Origin of the sequence: Nonomuraea antimicrobica (genome assembly GCF_039536965.1) — a bacterium.
In the GTDB taxonomy this organism is placed as follows: Bacteria; Actinomycetota; Actinomycetes; order Streptosporangiales; family Streptosporangiaceae; genus Nonomuraea; species Nonomuraea antimicrobica.
In genome coordinates this window covers 108,781-128,249 of the sequence record NZ_BAAAZP010000238.1, presented here as the reverse complement: position 1 = coordinate 128,249, position 19,469 = coordinate 108,781, and the positions used below count along the sequence as shown (strand labels likewise).

Below are 19,469 nucleotides of genomic sequence, written 5' to 3'. Positions count from 1 at the left end.
CCCCTTTCCCGGCCTTCCACCGATCACAACCGGCCGCCCGCCGATGGCATTCCGGGCGCCGATTGTCGGTGGAGCGTCTTAACCTAGGTAGGTGCCGACCCAAGTCTCTGTTGACCACCCCTTGCTCGACGGTCTCAACCCGCAGCAGCGCGAGGCCGTGATTCATCATGGCAGTCCGCTGCTCATCGTGGCGGGGGCGGGATCCGGCAAGACGCGGGTGCTGACGCACCGCATCGCCTACCTGCTGGCCGAGCGCGAGGCGCATCCGGGCGAGATCCTGGCGATCACCTTCACCAACAAGGCCGCCAAGGAGATGAAGGAGCGCATCGACAAGCTGGTCGGGCCGCGTTCCAAGGCGATGTGGGTGATGACGTTCCACAGCGCGTGCATGCGGATCCTGCGACGCGAGGCCAAGCGGCTGGGGTTCCCGTCGAGCTTCTCGATCTACGACCAGGCCGACTCGCAGCGGCTCATGGCCATGGTGTGCCGGGAGATGGAGCTCGACCCCAAGCGTTACCCGCCGCGCTCGTTCTCGGCGCAGGTCAGCAACTTCAAGAACGAGCTGGTCGACTACGAGACGGCGCTCGACAGGGCGGGTTCGCACCTGGAGAAGACGCTCGCGCAGGCGTACAAGAGCTACCAGCTCAAGCTGACCGAGGCCGGCGCGATGGACTTCGACGACATCATCATGAACACGGTGACGTTGTTCCAGCTCTTCCCCGAGGTGGCCGAGCACTACCGGATGCGGTTCAGGCACGTGCTGGTCGACGAGTACCAAGACACCAACCACGCCCAATACATCCTGATCAGGGAGCTGGTGGGGCATCCCGAGCTGCGCACGGCCGACGGCGAGTTGGTGCGCTCGGGCGGCGACATGTCCGAGCTGTGCGTGGTGGGCGACGCCGACCAGTCCATCTACGCCTTCCGTGGCGCGACGATCCGCAACATCCTGGAGTTCGAGCGCGACTATCCCGACGCCCGCACGATCCTGCTGGAGCAGAACTACCGCTCGACTCAGAACATCCTGGCCGCCGCCAATGCCGTGATCGCGCGCAACGAGTCGCGCAAGCCCAAGAACCTCTGGTCCGACCAGGGCGACGGGCCCAAGATCGTGGGTTACGTGGCCGACAACGAGCATGACGAGGCCATGTTCGTGGCCCAGGAGGTCGATCGGCTCAGCGACGAGGAGGGCGTCAAGCCGGGCGAGGTCGCGGTCTTCTACCGCACCAACGCGGCCTCCCGTGTGTTCGAGGAGATCTTCATCCGCACCGGGCTGCCGTACAAGGTGGTCGGGGGCGTGCGCTTCTACGAGCGCAAAGAGGTCAAGGACCTGCTGGCCTACCTGCGGGTGCTGGCCAACCCGGCCGACGTGGTGTCCCTGCGGCGCATACTCAACGTGCCCAAGCGCGGCATCGGCGACCGGGCCGAGGCCATGATCGAGGCGCTGTCCTCGCGCGAGCGCATCTCGTTCTGGGACGCGCTGCGCCGCGCCGACGAGGCGTACGGGATGGCCACGCGCTCGCTCAACGCCGTACGCGAGTTCGTCGCGCTCGTCGAGGAGCTGATCGCCAAGGCCGCGGGCGTGCCGCCGTCGGCGCTGGCCGAGGAGGTGCTGGTGGCCACCGGCTACCGCGCCGAGCTGGAGGCGTCAGAAGACCCTCAGGACGAGTCGCGCCTGGAAAACCTCAACGAGCTGATCTCCGTCGCCTCCGAGTTCGAGGAGGCCAACCCGGAGGGCACGCTGGTGGAGTTCCTGGAGCAGGTGTCGCTGGTGGCCGACGCCGACCAGATCCCCGACACCGACGGCGGGCAGGGGGTCGTCACGTTGATGACCCTGCACACCGCCAAGGGGCTGGAGTTCCCCGTGGTGTTCCTGACGGCCATGGAAGACGGCGTGTTCCCGCACATCCGGTCGCTGGGCGAGCCCAGAGAGCTGGAGGAGGAGCGACGGCTGGCCTACGTCGGCATCACCAGGGCGCAGAAGCGGCTCTACCTCACCCGGGCGGCCGTGCGCAGCTCCTGGGGGGCGCCGTCGTTCAACCCCGCCTCGCGGTTCGTCAACGAGGTGCCCGGGCAGCTCATCGACTGGCGTACCGATCCGGAGAAGTCCGCCTGGAGCGCCGCCACGCGACGCGAGCCCGCCCGCACCCCTCCGGCGAAGAGCGGCGGTGGAGGAGGAGGGCGCACGATGCCGAGCCTGGCGCCCGGCGACCGGGTCTCGCACGACGCGTTCGGGCTGGGCACGGTGGTGTCGGTGGACGGGGTCGCGGAGAAGACCAAGGTCAAGATCGACTTCGGCAGTGACGGGGAGAAGACGCTGCTGCTGGCGTACGCGCCGCTGGAGAAGCTCTAGCGTCTCCCCCGGGACAGCGCCTCCCCGGCATGGGAAGGGCCGCTCCCCTTGGCGGAGGAGCGGCCCGTGAGGCCGTGCGCGCGGGTCAGCTCTTCAGCGCGCTGCCCTGCTTCCACTGGGTCCAGTTGAGCTGCCAGTAGCTCCACCCGTTGTTCCACTGGAGCTTGCGCTTGGTGCCGGTGATCTTCACGACGTCGCCGCGCTGGGCGATCGTGTAGAACCACTTGGCCCCGGCCGGGGTGGCGCGCACGCAGCCGTGGCTCTGGTTGGAGCGGCCGAGATACTGGTAGTACCCGGCGCTCTGGTGGACGTACTCACCGCTGTCGGAGATGCGTACCGCCCACGGGATCTCCTCCTTGTAGTAGCGCGGGTCCTTGGGGTCCGTCACGCCCATCCACGAGGAGGTCATGGTCTCCACGGCCTTCTTGCCCATGGTGAGGTGAACGCCGCTGGTGGTGAGATAGACGTCCACCCCGTTCCTGACCAGTCCGCCCTTGCCGGCGCTGATCGGGATCTTCTTGGCCAGCTTGCCGTTGCGGTAGACCTTCATCGTGTGCTTGCGGGTGTCGACCACGGAGATGTTCTTCGCGCCGACGGCGAAGCGGCGGGAGACGTCCTTGGCGGCGCTGTTGCCGGGCAGTCCGGACAGCCGCGCGCTGAAGAGCACTTTCTGGTTCGGCTGCCAGTACGTCTTCGTCCGGTAGATCACCTTGCGCTCCGACACCCAGCGCCAGGCACCTTCCACCGGTTTCTCCGGCTCGACTTCGAGCAGCGCCTCGACGGCCGCCTTGTCTTTGACGTCACGGTCGAAGGTGACGATGATCGGGAAGCCTACTCCGACTTTCTCCGTATTCTCCCCCATGGGGGTTATGTCGGCTATGCCGAGCTTGGCCTTCGCCGGCGGTTCGGTCGGGGCCGCCGCCGCGGCGAGCGTCGCGGGCTCGACCTGTGCCTGTACGTTGACCTGCACCGGGACCTGTGCCCTGGCGGGCTCCTGGGCCACAGGGGCAGAGGTGCTCTCGGCCGCGCAGGCTGTCGCGGTCACGAGTGCGATCAGTGCCGGAAGCATCCGGGTGACGCGCTTCAAAGGGGTTTACTCCTGGACTTTGTGCTTCGACTACCTCCCTATGTGACAAATGTGAGGGATGATTTGAGCGCGATTAGCCGATAACTATCTCGTAACGGTCCAATCCACACCAAACAAGGATCTACACCGGACCGAACAGCCGCAGTCAGATGTCAGAAGTCAAATAGGGCCAGGAGCCCTCATATAGGACCAGACGGGGTCAGACGAGGCGGCGGGCGGTGGCCCAGCGCGACAGCTCGTGGCGGTTGGAGAGCTGGAGCTTGCGCAGCACCGACGACACGTGGGTCTCCACGGTCTTGACCGAGATGAACAGCTCCTTGGCGATCTCCTTGTACGCGTACCCGCGCGCGATCAGCCGCAGCACCTCCCGCTCCCGCTGGGTCAGCGAGTCGAGCTCGGGATCGATGGAGGGCGCCTCGGAGGAGGCGAACGCGTCCAGCACGAACCCCGCCAGCCGCGGCGAGAAGACCGCGTCGCCCTCGGACACCCGGCGGATGGCGTCGGTCAGCTCCTTGCCGCTGATGTTCTTGGTCACGTAGCCGCGGGCGCCGCCCCTGATCACCCCGATGACGTCTTCGGCGGCGTCGGACACCGACAGCGCCAGGAACCGGACCTGCGACCCCGAGCCCAGCACCCGGCGCAGCACCTCCTGGCCGCCGCCCCCGGGCATGTGCACGTCGAGCAGGACCACGTCGGGCTGGTGCTCGGCGATCGCCTGGACGGCCGTCTCGACGTCTTCGGCCTCGCCGACCACCTCGATCGAGTCGCCCAGCTCGGCGCGTACGCCCGATCGGAACAACCGGTGGTCATCGACGATCAGTACGCGCGTCATGCCTTCTCCACCTTCATCGTCAACATCACTTCCGTGCCCTCACCCGGCGAGGTGCGCACACGGGCCGAGCCGCCGTGACGTTCCATTCTCCCGATGATGGACTCCCTGATGCCCATCCGGTCGAGCGGCACCGCCTCGAGGTCGAACCCCTTGCCCCGATCCTTCACGAAAATCGTGACCACTTCACCCTCGACTTCCGCGTACACGGAAATGGACGGACTCTCAGAGTATTTGGCCGCGTTGACCATCGCCTGCCTGGCCGCCTTCAACGTGGCGGCCAGCTTGCCCGCCGGGTCGAGGGCGAAGTCGCCGACGCAGACGACCTCGATGGGCACGCCGTGCGCGTCCTCCTCCTCCGCCGCGATCCGGCGTACGGCCGCGGCGACCGTGGCGTCGGCGTCCTGGGCCGGCTGGTAGAGCCAATTGCGCAGCTCGCGCTCCTGCGAACGGGCCAGGCGGGACACCTCGCGCGGATCGTGGGCGACGCGCTGGATGAGGGTGAGCGTGTGCAGCACGGAGTCGTGGACCATGGCCGCCACCTCGGCCCGCTCCTCCTGCCTGATCCGCTCGCGGCGCTCCAACTGCAGCTCTTTCCACAGGCCGGCCAGCCAGGGGGCGGCGATCACCGCCAGGCCGCCGACCACCACGACGGTGAACAGCAGGCTGTCTCTGACCTGGGGCAGCTCGCCCTCCGCGGCCAGGAAGCCGATCGCGCCGATCACGACCAGGACGATGCCGAGCAGCGTACGCACCCGGTTCTTGCGCATGCTCAGCGTCGCGCCGCTCATCCAGCTCCGGCGGCGGTCCGGATCGGCCTGTTGCCAGAGGATCAGCGCGCCGATCCCGCACACCGCGAACGGCAGCAGGCCGATGCCTCCCTGCGAGGCCCCGGTCAGCCAGTCGAACGCGAACAGCGCCACCCCGATGGCGCTGAACGCGGCGAGCTGGCTCCAGTCGCGTTGCGGCGGACTCCCCTCGTACGGCTCGCGCGGCGTGATCATCCACAGCACCGCGTACGCCACCACACCGACGCCCTGGACGACGGTGAGCAGCACTATCATCAGCCTGATCACCACGGGATCGAGCTTGAGCTGCGTCGCCAGGCCCTGGGCGACACCGCCGAGCAGCCGCCCTTCCATTGGGCGCATCATCCGGCGGAAGGGCTTGTCGCCGCTCTGCTCGGCGAGTGTCTTCTGGTCAGCCATAACATGGCCATAGTCACATGTCGGCGGGCATGTCCACCATCGGGGAACAACCCCCGGGTCGGGTCAGGGGTGTCCCGGATGCGGCACACGGCTGGTTCGTCCACGATGGTAGGCATGACAGAAGCTCCGCCCCGGCAACCGGCCGCTCCTCCCCGAGAGCTGCGACGCAGCGGTGAGGGACGCATCCTCATGGGGGTCTGCGCCGGGCTCGGACGGCACACGGGGATCGATCCTGTGGTGTTCCGTGTGGCCTTCGCGGTGCTGCTGCTCGGCTCCGGGATCGGGCTGTTCCTCTATCTCGCGGCGTTCCTGCTGATGAAGGAGCCGAACGGCCGGCCGGGGATCATCGAGCAGTGGACGCGGCGCGACTTCGACGCCGAGACCGTGATGGCGCTGCTGACAGCGGTGCTGGGGTTCGGGCTGGCGATCAACCTGGCGACGGTGTGGCTGGACGCGGGCTCGCTGGTGGTCGCGATGTTCCTGGCGGTGTCGTTGCTGGCCGCGCACTCCAGCGGGGTCGACCTGCTGGGGCTGGCCCGGTCGATGCCGGAGCGGCTGATGCGGCGGCAGGGGGCTCCGGCGGCCTTCTACGAGGGCCCGGCCCCGGCCTCCCCCGTCCAGGCCCCGCGCCCCGGCCCTTCTGTCCCCACCCCGGAAACCCCCGATGTCCCGCATACCACGCATGTCCCGCACGTCCCGGATATGCCGCACGTTCCGGATGTGCCCGCTCCCGGGCAGCGTTCCTCCGTCCGCGCCCCCGAGCCCGGCCCGATGGCGCCTCCGTCCGACGTGCCCCCGGCCGCAGAGCCTCCGACGGCCGAGCTGCCGAGGGTCGCGCCCTCGAACGACCCGCCCCCGCGTCAGGAGGCGGCGCCCGTGGCCGAGGCCGTGTCGCCGTCCGTCGAGGAGTTGCGGGAGACCGCCCAGGGCGTACGCGACGCGGCCTACCAGGCCCGGCAGACCCGCCAGGGCCAGCGGCGCGATGACAGGCGCGATGACAGGGGGGTGCCGCCGGAGGCGGTGACCGCGCAGCACGCGTCACCGTCTTACCAGCCCACCCAGCCCACCCAGCCCACGCGCCAGGAGCGCGCCTACCGGCCCGACCCGCCGACCGCCGTCGACTACACCCGCCAGGGCGAGCCGTTCGCGCCGAACGGCCCCTACCGGCCGCTCGACCCGGCCAGGCAGGCGAGCCACGCCGGCCACGGACCTTACGACCCGGCCCTGTACTTCCGCCCGATCCCGAGGCGGGAACGCGCGCGGCGGCCGAAGTCGTACATCGGCGCCATCACCATCCTGCTGGCAATCATCATTGGAGGGATCGTCGTGGCGGTCCAAGCCAGGTCGGCCGCCGGAGTGAGCCCGACCATCGTCGGCGGCGCCATGCTCATCACGATCGGCGCCGGGCTGCTCGTCGCCGCCTGGTGGGGCCGCGGGGCCGGTCTGGTGGCCGCGGGCACCGCGCTCGTGCTGATCGTGGGCATGGGGTTGATGCTCGGCGGCGTGCCCAGGAACCTCGGCTCCGTCGAGTGGGTGCCCACCAGCGTCGCGGAGGCCGGTCAGGTCTACGATGTCGGGCTGGGCGACGGCCGCCTGGACCTGTCGGAGCTGAAGCTGCCGCCGGGGACGAGGGTGACGTTCAGCGCGGCGATCTCGGCCGGCGAACTCGAGGTGATCGTGCCGTCCACGGCCAGGGTCGAGGTGCACGCCAGCAACAAGGTCGGCGACATCGTGATCGGCCCGTCGCTCACGGGCGGCGTCGACGTACGCGTGAACAAGGTGATGGAGCCCGAGGTCGAGCCGGAGGGCAAGGTCTCCACGATCGTGCTGAACCTGAAGGGCGGCCTGGGCGATATGGAGGTGCGCAGTGCCGCGTGACGTCGAACGCCCCCGTCAACTGCACCGTACGGACTGGATGGCCCTGCTGAGTGGTGTGCTCTTCATCGTTCTGGGCATTTTGACAGTGACACGCACGATCACGCATACGCTGGTCCTGGTCGGGGTGACAGTGCTGGGATTGGCATTCGCAGGGTTGGTGGCGATCGTCGCGCGAATGGTCCGCGGTAAGTAAACCTTGACCGGAAATAACACCGGCGTAGGTTCGGAGTGTCCGCCTTTCCCCTGCTTCTGAGGGAGGACGTATGCCCCGAATCACCATCACCGTCGACGGGACCACGTACGAGGAGGACGTCGAGCCGCGGCTCCTGCTCGTCCACCTGCTCCGAGAACGACTGGGCAAGACCGGCACGCCCATCGGTTGCGACACCAGCAACTGCGGCGCCTGCACGGTCATGCTCGACGGGAAGAGCGCGAAGAGCTGCTCGGTGCTGGCCGTGCAGGCCGACGGCAGCGACGTCGTCACCATCGAGGGCCTGGGCACGAACGGTTCGATGCACCCGATGCAGCGGGCCTTCCACGAAGAGCACGCCCTGCAGTGCGGCTACTGCACGCCCGGCATGGTCATGGCCGCGATAGACCTGCTCAGGGACGACCCCGAGCCGTCTGAGGAGACGATCAGGCACGGCCTGGAGGGCAACCTGTGCCGCTGCACCGGCTACTGCAACATCGTGCGCGCCGTACGCAGGGGCGCGCAGGACATGGGCCGGGCGGTGAGCGCGTCATGACCGTTCAGGAGATCGGACGCCCGCGCAGGCGGAAGGAGGACGCCAGGCTGCTGACGGGGCGCACGCAGTGGACGGACAACCTCTCCCGTCCCGGCCTGCTGTACGTGGCGTTCCTGCGCAGCCCGATGGCGCACGCCAGGATCACCGGGGTCGACGTGTCGGGGGCGCGCGACCTCCCGGGGGTGGTGGCGGCCTTCAGCGGCCAGGACTTCGCGGCCGAGCAGGGCAGCCTGCCGTGCGCGTGGCCGGTGAGCCCCGACATCGTCATCCCCGACCACCCGCCGATGGCCGTCTCCGAGGTCCGCTACGTGGGTGAGGCCGTGGCCTGCGTGATCGCGACCGACCGCTACCGCGCGGCCGACGCGCTGGAGGCCATCGAGGTCGACTACGAGCCGCTGCCCGCCGTGCTCGACATGCGCCAGGCGCTCACCTCCGACAGCCCCAAGGTGCACGAGGCGGGCAACAAGGCGTTCAGCGTGAAGATCAACTCCGGGGACATCGAGGCCGCGTTCCGTGACGCGCCCGTCGTCATCGACCGGACCTACGTCCAGCAGCGCCTCATCCCGAGCGCGATGGAGCCGCGGGCGGTCCTGGCCGACACCGACGGCGACGCGTTCACGTTGTGGTCGGCCACGCAGATCCCGCACGTGCTGCGGGTCATGCTGGCCGTGGTGACCGGCATCCCCGAGCACAAGATCCGCGTGATCGCGCCCGACGTGGGCGGCGGGTTCGGCTCGAAGCTCCAGGTCACCGCGGAAGAGGTGCTCTGCCTGCTGCTCGCCCGCAGGCTCGGCAGGCCGGTGAAGTGGACGGAGTCCCGTTCCGAGGGCAACCTGACCGTGCACCACGGACGCGACCAGCTCCAGCACATCCGGCTGGCCGCCGAGTCCGACGGGCGCATCCGCGGGTTGCAGGTGGATCTACTGGCCGACATGGGCGCGTACCTGATGCTGGTGACGCCGGGCGTGCCGATGCTGGGCGCGGCGATGTTCAACGCGATCTACAAGATGGACGCGTACGAGTTCGGCTGCACGGGTGTGTTCACCACCAAGATGCCCACCGACGCCTACCGGGGCGCGGGCCGTCCTGAGGCCACGTTCGGGATCGAGCGGGTGATGGACGAGCTGGCCGTCCGGCTGGACCTGGACCCCGTGGAGGTGCGCAGGCGCAACTGGATCAGGCACGACGAGTTCCCGTACACCACGATCTCCGGGCTGACGTACGACTCGGGCAACTACGAGGCGGCCACCGACAAGGCGCTGTCCCTGTTCGGCTACGACAAGCTGCGGGCAGAACAGGCCGACCGGCGTGACAGGGGCGACCCGGTGCAGCTCGGGATCGGGGTCAGCACGTACACGGAGATGTGCGGGCTGGCTCCGTCCAGGATGCTCGGGGAGGCGAGCTACGCGGCGGGCGGCTGGGAGCACGGCTCGGTGCGCATGCTGCCAACGGGCAAGGTCGAGGTCATCACCGGCACGTCGCCGCACGGGCAGGGCCACGTGACGTCGTGGAGCCAGATCGTGGCCGACGCGCTCGGGGTGCCGTTCGACGACGTCACGGTGCTGCACGGCGACACGGCGATCGCGCACAAGGGCATGGACACCTACGGCTCGCGCTCGCTGGTCGTCGGCGGGATCGCGGTGTTCAAGGCGTGCGAGAAGGTCAAGGACAAGGCCCGCAAGCTGGCCGCGCACATGCTGGAGTGCTCGCCCGACGACCTGGAGTTCCAGGCAGGCGCGTTCAAGGTGCGCGGAACGGACGCGCAGAAGACCATCCAGGAGCTGGCCTACGCCGCGTTCACGGCGCACGACCTGCCCGACGGGGTGGAGGCGCGGCTCGACTCCGAGGCCACTTTCGACCCGGAGAACTACTCCTTCCCGCACGGAACCCACCTGTGCGCGGTGGAGGTGGACACCGAGACGGGCATGGCGAAGATCCGCTCGTACGTGGCGGTGGACGACATCGGCAAGGTCGTCAACCCGCTGATCGTCGAGGGCCAGTTGCACGGCGGCATCGCCCAGGGCATCGCGCAGGCGCTGTTCGAGGAGGCCGTGTACGACGCCGAGGGCAACCTGCTGACCACCACGATGGCCGACTACCTGCTGCCGTCGGCCGCCGACCTGCCCGGCTTCACCCTCGACCGGACCGAGTCCCCTGCGACCAGCAACCCGCTGGGCGTCAAGGGCGTGGGCGAGGCCGGCACGATCGCCTCGACCCCGGCCGTGGTGAACGCCATCGTGGACGCCCTTCGCCCGCGCGGCGTCAACGACGTCCAGATGCCGTGCACGCCCGAACGGATCTGGCGGGCCCTCGAAGATCGGGCGCAGGAAGGAGCGCGGCGATGATCCCCGCCCAGTTCGACTACGTGCGCCCCGGCTCGGTCGCCGAGGCGTGCCAGGCGCTGGCCTCGGACGAGGACGCCAAGGTGCTGGCCGGCGGCCAGTCGCTGCTGCCGTTGCTGCGGCTGCGGCTGGCGTACCCGTCGACGCTGGTGGACGTCGGCCGCCTGACCGAGCTGAGCGGCGTGCACGACCGCGGCGACCACGTCTACATCGGCGCGCTGACCACGCACGACGAGATCATGCGCTCGCCCGTGCTGAGGGCGGCCTGCCCGCTGCCGGCGCTGGCCGCGGCCCAGGTGGCCGACCCGGCCATCAGGCACCGGGGCACGTTCGGCGGCTCGCTGGCCCACGCCGACCCGGCCGGTGACCTGCCCGCCGTGGTGCTGGCCCTGGACGGCGTGCTCGTGGCCGCCTCGGAGGAGGGCGAGCGGGAGATCCCGGCCGCCGAGTTCTTCGTCGACTATCTGGAGCCGTCGCTGCGCCAGGGCGAGCTCCTGGCCGGGGTGAAGCTCCCGAAGCTCGGCGCGGGCTGGGGCTTCCACTACGAGAAGTTCCACCGCACCGCGCAGGCGTGGGCCATCGTGGGCGTGGCGGCGGCCGTCAGGCGCTCCAACGGCTCGATCGCCGAGGCCAGGATCGGACTGACCAACATGGGGCCGACGCCGGTGCGCGCCGTGGCCACGGAGGCGGCCCTGCGGGACGCGGAGCCGGGCGACCAGGTACGCCAGGCGTGCCAGGAGGCGGCGGCCGGCACTTCGCCGCCCGCTGACCTGCACGCCCAGCCCGACTACCGCAGGCACCTGGCGAAGGTCCTGACCCGTCGCGCGGTGCTGGCCGCGGCGGGATCGCCCTGATCCCGCCGCCCGGGGACGCCCTCCTTCCAGGGCGTCCCCCACGCGGGCGGCCCCATCGCGACATAGGGTCACAGGCATCGGAGGAAGGAGCGGATCGATGGCGATGCGGTTCGAGCACGAGTTCACTGTTCCCATTCCGATCCAGCGGGCCTGGGCGGTGCTGCTCGACGTCGAACGAGTCGCGCCGTGCCTGCCCGGGGCGACGCTCGACGGCTTCGAGGGCGACGAGTTCACCGGCAGGATGAAGGTCAAGGTCGGCCCGATCGTGGTCACCTACCGGGGCACGGCCAGGTTCGAGGACGTCGACAAAGACTCCTACGCGCTCACCATCCAGGCGTCCGGCAAGGAGGCCAGGGGCTCGGGCACGGCCTCCGCCACGGTCAGGGTGCGGATGCGGCCGCGCGGCGAGGCCACGCTGGTGACCGTGGAGACGACCTTCAACGTCACCGGGCGGCCCGCGCAGTTCGGGCGGGGCGTGATGGCGGAGGTCGGCGGCAAGCTCATCGAGAAGTTCGCCGCCAACCTGGCCGACCTGCTCGCCGAGTCCACCGTGGAGCCGACGTCCGTGGGTGAGCCTCTCGGGGGTGCGCCGGTCGGGGCGCGGGCGGAGGAGGGGCGGCACCTGAGCGCGGTGCCGTCGCCTGAGCAGGACGCGCATCCCGTGGGCACGCTGCGCACGTCGCGCACGCCCGACGAGGAGGCCCTCGACCTGCTGGAGATCGCCGGGCAGCCGCTGCTGAAGCGGCTGGCGCCCGTCGCGGGCGCGCTCGTGGCGCTGCTCGCCATCATCTGGGTGATTCGTCGGCTTACGCGCTGATTTTCGGCAAATACTCAATCAAGTCCGGACACTTCATCCCGCCTGGGGGAAGGGCGATTCCCGCCGGGGAAGGTCGAGCGGGAGGACTTGGGGATGCCGGACGTCACCGTCGTCGTCATCACGTACAACGACGCTGCCCGCCTGCCCAGAGCCGTGCGTTCCGTGCTCGGGCAGTCGCTGCGCGACCTGGAAGTGATCATCTGCGACGACGCCAGCACGGACGGCACGCCGCAGGTGGCACGGCGGCTGGCCGAGCGCGATCCCCGCGTGCAGTACCTGCGCAGACCCGGCAACAGCGGCGGCTGCGGGGCGCCACGCAACGACGGGATCGCCGCGGCGGCGGCGCCGTACGTCATGTTTCTGGACAGCGACGACGAGTTGCCCCGGCACGCCTGCAAGAGCCTGCTCACCGAGATCGAACGGACCGGGGCCGCGTTCGTGTCGGGGCAGATCTCGCGGCTGTTCGAGTCGGACGGGCGGCTGCGGCCCTACTACCCGTCGTTGTTCGCCAGGCGGCGGGTGGTCGAGGGCGTCAGGGCCGAGCCCGAGCTGTTCCTCGACTGCTTCAGCACCAACAAGCTCTACGACGTGGCCTGGCTGCGCGAGCACGGGCTGCGCTTTCCCGAGCACATCCACTACGAGGACCACGTCTTCGGCGCTGAGCTGTACGCGGTGGCACCCAGGTTCGCCATCGTGCCGTGGGTCGTCTACCACTGGCACCGGGCGCCGGGGAACGACTCGATCTCGCAGGGCGTCGACGACCTGGAGAACGTGCGCCAGCGGGTGATCGCGGCACGGCTGAGCGACGACGTGCTGCGCGAGCGCGGGGCCGCGGACCTGGTGCCGTACCGGCAGTACCGGTTCCTGCGGCAGGACCTGCGCGTCTACCTCAACCCGTTGCCGCTGCGGGACCTGGTGTGGGTCAAGGAGTTCGCCTCGGTGGTGCGGCCGTACCTGGAGGAGATCCAGGACGAGGTGTACGAGCGCGTCGACCCGCTGGACCGGGTCTGCTGCCGGCTCATCCTGGACGACAGGTTCGAGGACCTGCGGCTGGCGGCCGGCTCGCTGAACGGGCCCCGGGCCGCGCCACGGGCGGCCGTGCAGCTCGGCGGACGGACGTACTGGGGCACCTCGGCCTCCCCCGGGCTGGACATCACGCCGCTGCGGCTGGCCGAGCTGCCCTACACCTCCTCCCGGCTGCGGCACGAGGTGACCGACCTGGCCTCGGACGGCCGGCGGGTGCGGATGACCGTGCGGACCTACGACCCGTTCGGCGTGCTGCCGCCGGAGCGGCGGGCGTTCCTGCAGCTCGGCAAGCGGCGGGTGCCCATCGAGCCGGAGCCGTCGGACGAGGGCGGCTACGTCAGCCACGTCACCTTCGTGCCGTCGGGCAGGTGCGACCCGTGCATCGGCTTCACCCGGCTCTCCGACGGGCACACCACGACCGACCGGCTCATCGCCGACCCGCGTACCGAGCCGATCGAGCTGCGCGGCTGCACGGTCAGGGTCGAGGGGTACGCCGGATACCTGTGCGTGCGGCCCGACTCCATCGCCCGCGCGGTGTGGCGGCGGGTCAAGCGGCGGCTGCTGCGGCGCGTCAGCACGCCCGCGAACAAGCTGCGGGCGTACAAGGTGCTGATCAGGGTGCTGCCGCGACGCCAGGACCTGGCGCTGTTCGAGTCAGACGTCGGCAAGGGGTACGGCGGCAGCCCGCGGGCCATCTACGAGGAGCTGCGGCGGCGCGGGCTGCCGATCGACGTCGTCTGGTCGGTGGCCAAGGGGCGCGGGAGCTTCCCCTCCGACGCGCGGCTCGTCCGCCGGGGAAGCTGGCGCTACGTCTACACCATGGCCAGGGCCGGGATCTGGGTCGACAGCCACGGCTTCCCGCTCGACTACCCCAAACCCGCCGGCACGCGCTACCTGCAGACCTGGCACGGGCAGGGCATCAAGTCGATCGGGCTCGACGCGCCCGACCTGCGCGGCGACTTCGACCGGCCGCGCGACAGGTGGCGGGCCGCCGTCGCGCGCTGGGACGCGCTGATCTCGCCGAGCGCGGAGTTCTCGCGGGTGTTCCTGCCGTCGAACGGCTACACGGGCAAGGTGTACCGCTGCGGGACGCCCCGATGCGACGCGCTCGTGCGGGGCGGGGCGGCGCGCGAGGTGCTGCGGGCGCTGGAGGTGCCGCCCGGACGACAGGTCCTGCTCTACGCGCCCACCTACCGGGACCGGGTGAAGGGCAGCGGCCGATCCGTACGGGCGGACCTGGCGCTGATGGCCGACGAACTGGCCGACGAGTGGGTGGTGCTGCTGCGTACGCATCCGGTCGAGCGCTACGAGCCGCCCGAGCACCTCAGGCACTTCGTCCGCTCGGCGAGCGCGTACCCCGAGATCAACGATCTGATGCTGGCCTCGGACGCGCTGCTGACCGACTACTCCTCCGTCATGTGCGACTACGCGCTGACAGGCAAGCCCATGGTGTTCCTCATAGACGACTGGGACGACTACCGCCTGTCGGAGCGCGGCGTCTACCACGACCTGCCGTCGATCGCGCCCGGCCCGTGCGTCGCCACGACCGAGGAACTGGTGACGGCGCTGCGCCGGCTGCCCGAGCTGCACGAGTACCACGCCGGCCGGTACGCCGCCTTCCGCGACCTGTGGTGTGCCGACGAACGCGGCGACGCGACGGCCAGGATCGTCGCCGACTTCTTCGAGGGGCCCCGATGAGCGTCGTGTTCGCCTGCCTGGACGCCGACACGCTCGGCGGTGTCCAGCGGGTCACCCACACCCTGGCCCAGGGGCTGGCCAGGCGCGGCCACGAGGTGCACGTGATCGGGCTGCAACGGACGGGCGCCCCGTTCCGCTACGTCCAGCGCCCCCGCTACCACCGGCACCTGATCAGCCAGTTCCCCTCGGACTGCGCGCTGGCCCGCAAGCGGTACGACCGGCGGCTCAAGGCGCTGCTCGGGGAGATCGGGTCGGGCTACGCGGTGCTGACCTCGCCGTCCGTGGTGGCCCGGGTGTCGCGGCTGCTGCCGCGCGGGTTCCGTCCGATCGGGCAGTACCACGGCTCGTACGACCACGCCGAGAGCTGCTGGCACCTGGCCTCGATCCGGCGCCACTACCCCGGCCTCGACCAGGCCGTCTTCCTCACCGAGTACGACGCGTGGCGCTTCTCCGAGCACGCGCTGCTGCCCAACGCCCACGCGCTGCCGAACCCGCTGGCCGAATGGCCCGACGAGGTGTCCCGGCTGGAGTCGCCGCGGGTGCTGGGCGTGGGACGGCTGGAGGGGGTCAAGCGGTTCGACCGGCTGATCAGCGCGTTCGCCCGGTCGGGGGCGCCCGAGCCGTGGGAGCTGCACCTCGTCGGGGAGGGCGGCGAGCTGGACCGGCTGCGTACGCACGCCGAGCGGGAGGGGCTGGGCGGCCGGGTGGTGTTCAGGGGCGCGGTGCCCGCCGCGCGGATGCCCCAGGAGTACCTGGATGCCTCGGTCGTGGGGCTGACCAGCGAGCACGAGGGGCTGCCGATCGTGCTGCTGGAGTCGGGGGCGCACGGGGTGCCCGCGGTGGCCTTCGACGTGTCCGGCGGCGTACGGTCGGCCGGGCCTGTGCTGGTGCCGCCGGGGGACGTGGACGCGTTCGCGGCGGAGCTGGGGCGGCTGGTGCGGGACGAGGAGGAGCGGCGGCGCCTGGGAGCCGAGGCGCGGGCGAGGGCGGAGTCGTTCCGGCTCCACCACGTGCTGGACGGGTGGGAGGCCCTGTTCGCCCACGTCGACCGCTGAGGCCGGTTCCGGGGAGTCGGCGACAGGGGCCTCCCGCCCGGCTTGTACGAAGGGTCCCGGTCATGCGGGACGCGGGCGGGAGGGAACGGCCCCGGCTACACGGGCTCGGTCAGCTCCTTGCGCTGCTGCGGGATGCCGGCGAGCGAGCGCTGGCGGGTGGTGAGCATGGCGGCCACCGGGCCGGGCTCGCGCATCCGGTTGACCCGGTCGCGCATGCCCTTGCGCATCCGGCTGGCCTTGCGCTTCTGCATGGTCTTCTGGCAGGCCGTGATGTGCTCCTTGGCCGGCCTGGGCGCGCCGCTCAGCTCGTACCCCATCGACTCCAGGCGGTCGCCGAGCATGTGCTCGCACAGGGCGATCTCCCAGTCGTCGAGCCGGGCGGCCCAGCTCCCGACCCGGCTGCGGGTGACCTCGCGGTGGGTGTTGCTGTGCCAGACCTTGTGCTGCGGCACCGCCGCGACAGCCGCCTCGCGAGGCGAGATCATCGACGTCGAGAAGTCCTCCTCCAGGAAGTGGCAGAGCTTCTTCAGCTCGGTCATCGGGTCGTCGGTGAGGTCCTCGTAGCGCAGCTCGTAGTAGGTGTCCTCGGCAAGGGTGCGCCGCAGCCGGCCGCCCGCGTCGATGGCCTCGGCCCAGGTGGAGACGGCATGGAAGGAGTCCAGCGTGTACCAGGGCATCTCCTTCAGCGAGGCCACGCAGTCGCGGCCGTCCCTGATGAGATGGACGAACTGGGCGTCGGGGAAGAGCCGCAGCAGCATGTCCACCTGCTTGACGTAGCTGGGCCGCTTGTCGCCCCAGCGGGCCTTGTCGAAGCGGTCGGCGTACATGCGGAAGGCGGTGCCGAACACGGAGCCGAGCGAGCCCGGCCCGTCCACGGCCTGCTGGACGAACTCGTCCTTGTCGATCTTGAGTTCGCGGAACTTCGTGCTGCGGTCGGTCGCGATCCACTGCGCCAGGGCGCGGCGGCGCTGGTCCACCCGCAGGTCGCCCCACGTGCGACGCCGGTAATAAGCGGGAACGAGGAAGCGCGTCTCCGGCGGCACCGCCAGGCGGGGGTGCGAGTGGAGCATGAGCTGGAGCATCGTGGTGCCGGACCGCGGGCATCCGATGACGAAGACTGGCCGGTCTGACATTTCGTTCTAACCCCCGAAAACTTAGACGAGAACGTGCTCTCGGCTCTCCTGGGACGAGCCCACGCTGTGCCTGCGCGTGAAGAGCCACATCCGGTAGACAAGGAAGACCTCGTTGGCGAGCAGCAGGAGCCCCGACGCCACGGCGAGCGGGATCAGCGCCCATGCCCCCGCAAGGGGCGCGATCACGAACACCGCCGCGTGAAACTCGATGCCGCTCACCAAGTGCGAGCGGACGCGATGGCGGGCCAGGAACCTGTTCAGCCGCCGGAAGAACCGGAAGAAGCCGCGCGGCCGGGACGCCCGCCCCAGCGAGTCCGGCTCCAGCGGGTCGGCGAGCAGCGGGTCGGCCAGCACAGGATCGGCCAGCACGGGATCGACCAGCGCTGGATCGGCGAGCAGCGGGTCGGCGAGCAGGGGATCCGGGCCCGGCTCCTGCCGCTCCTCCCTGACGGCCTCACGCACCCGCTTCATCTGCGGCGCGTTGACGTACCTGAACAGGTCCAGGACGGCCACCGCCGCGCCGAGCACGACGTAGCGCACGTCGCCGGTCAGCGCGTACTGCCCGTACGCCAGCCCGCCCGCGCACAGGACGACCCTGATCCGGTCCCCCACGTAGTCGAGCCAGAGGCCGAAGGGGGTCCCCGTACCCTTGAGCCTGGCGATTTTGCCGTCCACGCAGTCGATCATGAAGCTCAGATAGAAGAAGCATGCGCCCGCTATGAGCTGATTCGCCGCGAAAAAGGCCGCCGACGCCGTGCCGAGGACCAGCGACAGCACGGTGAGCCCGTTGGGCGTCAGCCGGGTGTGGTTGGCGACGGGAAGGGTGACCCGGCAGGCGACCGGGTCCACGAAATACACGGTCCACCAGGAATCTCTCCGCTTGCGTGTCTCGTAGACGTCATCGAGCGAATAGGTCCTCATGGATCCCAGCATGACCACGCGACGCGCCGGAGCGATTACTGTCTGGAACTACTGGGGGATGTCCATGCCGCTTCTTGACCAACCCGGCACGGTAAACCGCCACGCCGTGTTCGCCTCACCGTCCCTGGCCCAGCCCTTGAGCACCAGGCCGCGGATCTCGGCCCGTACCTGGAGGCGCCAGGGGCCGTCGCCTTCGAGGCGGCCGGGGTCGACGGCGGCCACGACGCCGTAGCGGCCCTTGCGCCGCGTCTCCAGCGGGATCCGGCGGCGGCCGTCGCTGAGCCACAGGCCGACCTTGGGGACCTTGCGGTCGACGCGGTGGATGCCCACGTACCCGCTCAGGCGGTACTCGGCGCCCGTCCACTCGCACTCGTCGACCCGGGCGATCAGCTTGAGCTCGTCGCGGGCGTCGAACACCTCGTCGGGCACGCGCAGGCGGCGGTCGCGGAAGAAGGGGTAGTCGCCGTACCAGTTGGTGGTGCGCCAGCCGCGCGGCACCACGCGGGTGACCTCCTCCCGCCCGCGCCGGAACTCGCGTACGGCGCGCAGCTCGCGTACCAGGCCCCGCCTGAGCAGGTGCAGCTCCAGGCGGCGCAGCGAGGGGGCGGTGGCCAGCACGTGCGGGCCCAGCTCGGCCATCCACGAGCGGCCCAGCTCCAGCAGCGGCCCGCAGTCGCCCTCGCACTGCTCCAGCGCCTGGAAGAGGAAGACGGTGTCCTTCTCCAGCACGAGGGAGTCGAAGCCGTCGAGCAGCTCGGGCGCCCGCTCGTCGAGGAAGGCGCGCACGGCGCGGATGGCGGCCAGCCGTTCGCGCAGGTTGGGCAGCTCGGAGCGGCGCTGCGTGATCGAGGTCTCCCCGTCGTCGCGCTTGCGCCAGTGGTAGACGACCTCGCCCAGCATGTCCACGCCGGTGGCCAGCACGTGGGCCTGCATGGCGACGGGCACGTCCTCGTAGATGCCCGAGGGGAAGCACAGGCCGGCGCGTTCCCAGAAGTCGCGGCGGTAGACCTTGTTCCAGACGGTACGGTCTCTGATCAGGACCTGTTTGTCGGTGATGTGGGTGCACAGCTCGGGGCGCCTGAACACCTTCTCGTGCAGGATCGACTCCTCCAGCTCGCCGTCCACCAGCCGCCGCACGGCGCCGCACGCCAGGTCGGAGCCGGTCTCGGCGAGCCTGCCGACGAGCTGCTCGTACGCCTGCGACGGCACGACGTCGTCGCTGTCGGCGAAGGCCAGGTAGGTGCCACGGGCCTGCCTGATCCCCTGGTTGCGGGCCGGTCCCGGCCCGAGGTTGCGCTGGCCGACGAGGACGAAGCGGCTGTCCCTGGCGGCGAAGTCCTCGGCGACGCGCCTGCTGCCGTCCACGGAGCCGTCGTCCACGAGGATCACCTCCATGTCGTCCATGGTCTGGGCGGCCAGTGACTTCAGGCACTCGGTGATGTACGGCTCCACGTTGTAGAACGGGACGACGACGCTGAGCAGGGGGATCATGCCGAATTCGCTCCTTGGCTCGGTATGGGGT

The 19,469-nt window shown here is 70.2% G+C and carries 15 protein-coding genes; 9 read left to right on the top strand and 6 right to left on the bottom strand.

What is annotated here, in order from left to right; all coding sequences use genetic code 11:
* The first annotated feature begins 91 nt into the window (after positions 1-91).
* Positions 92-2,353 carry a DNA helicase PcrA gene (gene pcrA, locus ABD844_RS50565; RefSeq protein WP_486348555.1) on the top strand — a complete coding sequence of 754 codons (2,262 nt, stop codon included), beginning with the start codon at positions 92-94 and terminating at the stop codon, positions 2,351-2,353.
* A gap of 85 nt (positions 2,354-2,438) precedes the next feature.
* Here the strand turns inward: pcrA and ABD844_RS50560 are convergent, their stop codons facing one another.
* The 3 genes from ABD844_RS50560 to ABD844_RS50550 all read right to left on the bottom strand — a co-directional run bounded on the left by ABD844_RS50560 (position 2,439) and on the right by ABD844_RS50550 (position 5,477).
* Entirely contained in the window at positions 2,439-3,398 is a 960-nt protein-coding gene (locus ABD844_RS50560) for a L,D-transpeptidase (protein WP_344896575.1), read from the bottom strand.
* 241 nt (positions 3,399-3,639) lie between these two features.
* Positions 3,640-4,272, bottom strand: a complete 633-nt coding sequence (locus ABD844_RS50555; protein ID WP_344896572.1) for a response regulator — start codon at positions 4,270-4,272, stop codon at positions 3,640-3,642.
* Positions 4,269-5,477, bottom strand: a complete 1,209-nt coding sequence (locus ABD844_RS50550) for an ATP-binding protein (RefSeq protein ID WP_344896569.1) — start codon at positions 5,475-5,477, stop codon at positions 4,269-4,271. Before ABD844_RS50550 ends, ABD844_RS50555 begins: the two co-directional genes overlap by 4 nt.
* 114 nt (positions 5,478-5,591) lie before the next feature.
* Between ABD844_RS50550 and ABD844_RS50545 the strand changes: the two genes are divergently transcribed.
* The 8 genes from ABD844_RS50545 (at position 5,592) to ABD844_RS50510 (ending at position 15,893) form a co-directional block, all read left to right on the top strand.
* A complete protein-coding gene (locus tag ABD844_RS50545; protein WP_344896566.1) occupies positions 5,592-7,355 on the top strand; it encodes a PspC domain-containing protein in 1,764 nt (587 codons plus the stop codon).
* Positions 7,345-7,548 (top strand): hypothetical protein, encoded by a 204-nt coding sequence (locus tag ABD844_RS50540; RefSeq protein ID WP_344896563.1) that lies wholly within the window; start codon positions 7,345-7,347, stop codon positions 7,546-7,548. The genes ABD844_RS50545 and ABD844_RS50540 overlap by 11 nt, the downstream gene beginning before the upstream one ends.
* A 70-nt stretch (positions 7,549-7,618) precedes the next feature.
* Positions 7,619-8,101 carry a (2Fe-2S)-binding protein gene (locus ABD844_RS50535; RefSeq protein ID WP_344896560.1) on the top strand — a complete coding sequence of 161 codons (483 nt, stop codon included), beginning with the start codon at positions 7,619-7,621 and terminating at the stop codon, positions 8,099-8,101.
* The gene (locus ABD844_RS50530; RefSeq protein ID WP_344896558.1) at positions 8,098-10,446 is read left to right on the top strand and encodes a xanthine dehydrogenase family protein molybdopterin-binding subunit; all 2,349 of its coding nucleotides are present in this window, start codon (positions 8,098-8,100) and stop codon (positions 10,444-10,446) included. Before ABD844_RS50535 ends, ABD844_RS50530 begins: the two co-directional genes overlap by 4 nt.
* On the top strand, positions 10,443-11,297 hold the full coding sequence (locus tag ABD844_RS50525) for an FAD binding domain-containing protein (RefSeq protein WP_344896555.1): 855 nt from the start codon (positions 10,443-10,445) through the stop codon (positions 11,295-11,297). Before ABD844_RS50530 ends, ABD844_RS50525 begins: the two co-directional genes overlap by 4 nt.
* Positions 11,298-11,394: 97 nt before the next feature.
* Complete coding sequence (locus ABD844_RS50520; protein ID WP_344896552.1) at positions 11,395-12,114, top strand: SRPBCC family protein; 720 nt, start codon at positions 11,395-11,397, stop codon at positions 12,112-12,114.
* 93 nt (positions 12,115-12,207) lie between these two features.
* Complete coding sequence (locus ABD844_RS50515; RefSeq protein WP_344896549.1) at positions 12,208-14,838, top strand: bifunctional glycosyltransferase/CDP-glycerol:glycerophosphate glycerophosphotransferase; 2,631 nt, start codon at positions 12,208-12,210, stop codon at positions 14,836-14,838.
* Positions 14,835-15,893 (top strand): glycosyltransferase, encoded by a 1,059-nt coding sequence (locus tag ABD844_RS50510; protein WP_344896546.1) that lies wholly within the window; start codon positions 14,835-14,837, stop codon positions 15,891-15,893. The genes ABD844_RS50515 and ABD844_RS50510 overlap by 4 nt, the downstream gene beginning before the upstream one ends.
* Positions 15,894-15,988: 95 nt before the next feature.
* Here ABD844_RS50510 and ABD844_RS50505 read toward each other — a convergent pair whose 3' ends face one another.
* From ABD844_RS50505 to ABD844_RS50495, 3 genes are read right to left on the bottom strand one after another with little or no spacing between them, the layout of a single operon-like run.
* Positions 15,989-17,026, bottom strand: coding sequence for a sulfotransferase family protein (locus ABD844_RS50505; RefSeq protein ID WP_344896543.1), 1,038 nt, complete (start codon positions 17,024-17,026; stop codon positions 15,989-15,991).
* A 21-nt stretch (positions 17,027-17,047) separates the two neighbouring features.
* Positions 17,048-17,947: a CDP-alcohol phosphatidyltransferase family protein gene (locus tag ABD844_RS50500; RefSeq protein ID WP_344896540.1), complete on the bottom strand. Its 900-nt coding sequence runs from the start codon at positions 17,945-17,947 to the stop codon at positions 17,048-17,050.
* 48 nt (positions 17,948-17,995) lie between these two features.
* Complete coding sequence (locus ABD844_RS50495) at positions 17,996-19,438, bottom strand: glycosyltransferase family 2 protein (protein ID WP_344896537.1); 1,443 nt, start codon at positions 19,436-19,438, stop codon at positions 17,996-17,998.
* Between the last annotated feature and the right edge of the window lie 31 nt (positions 19,439-19,469).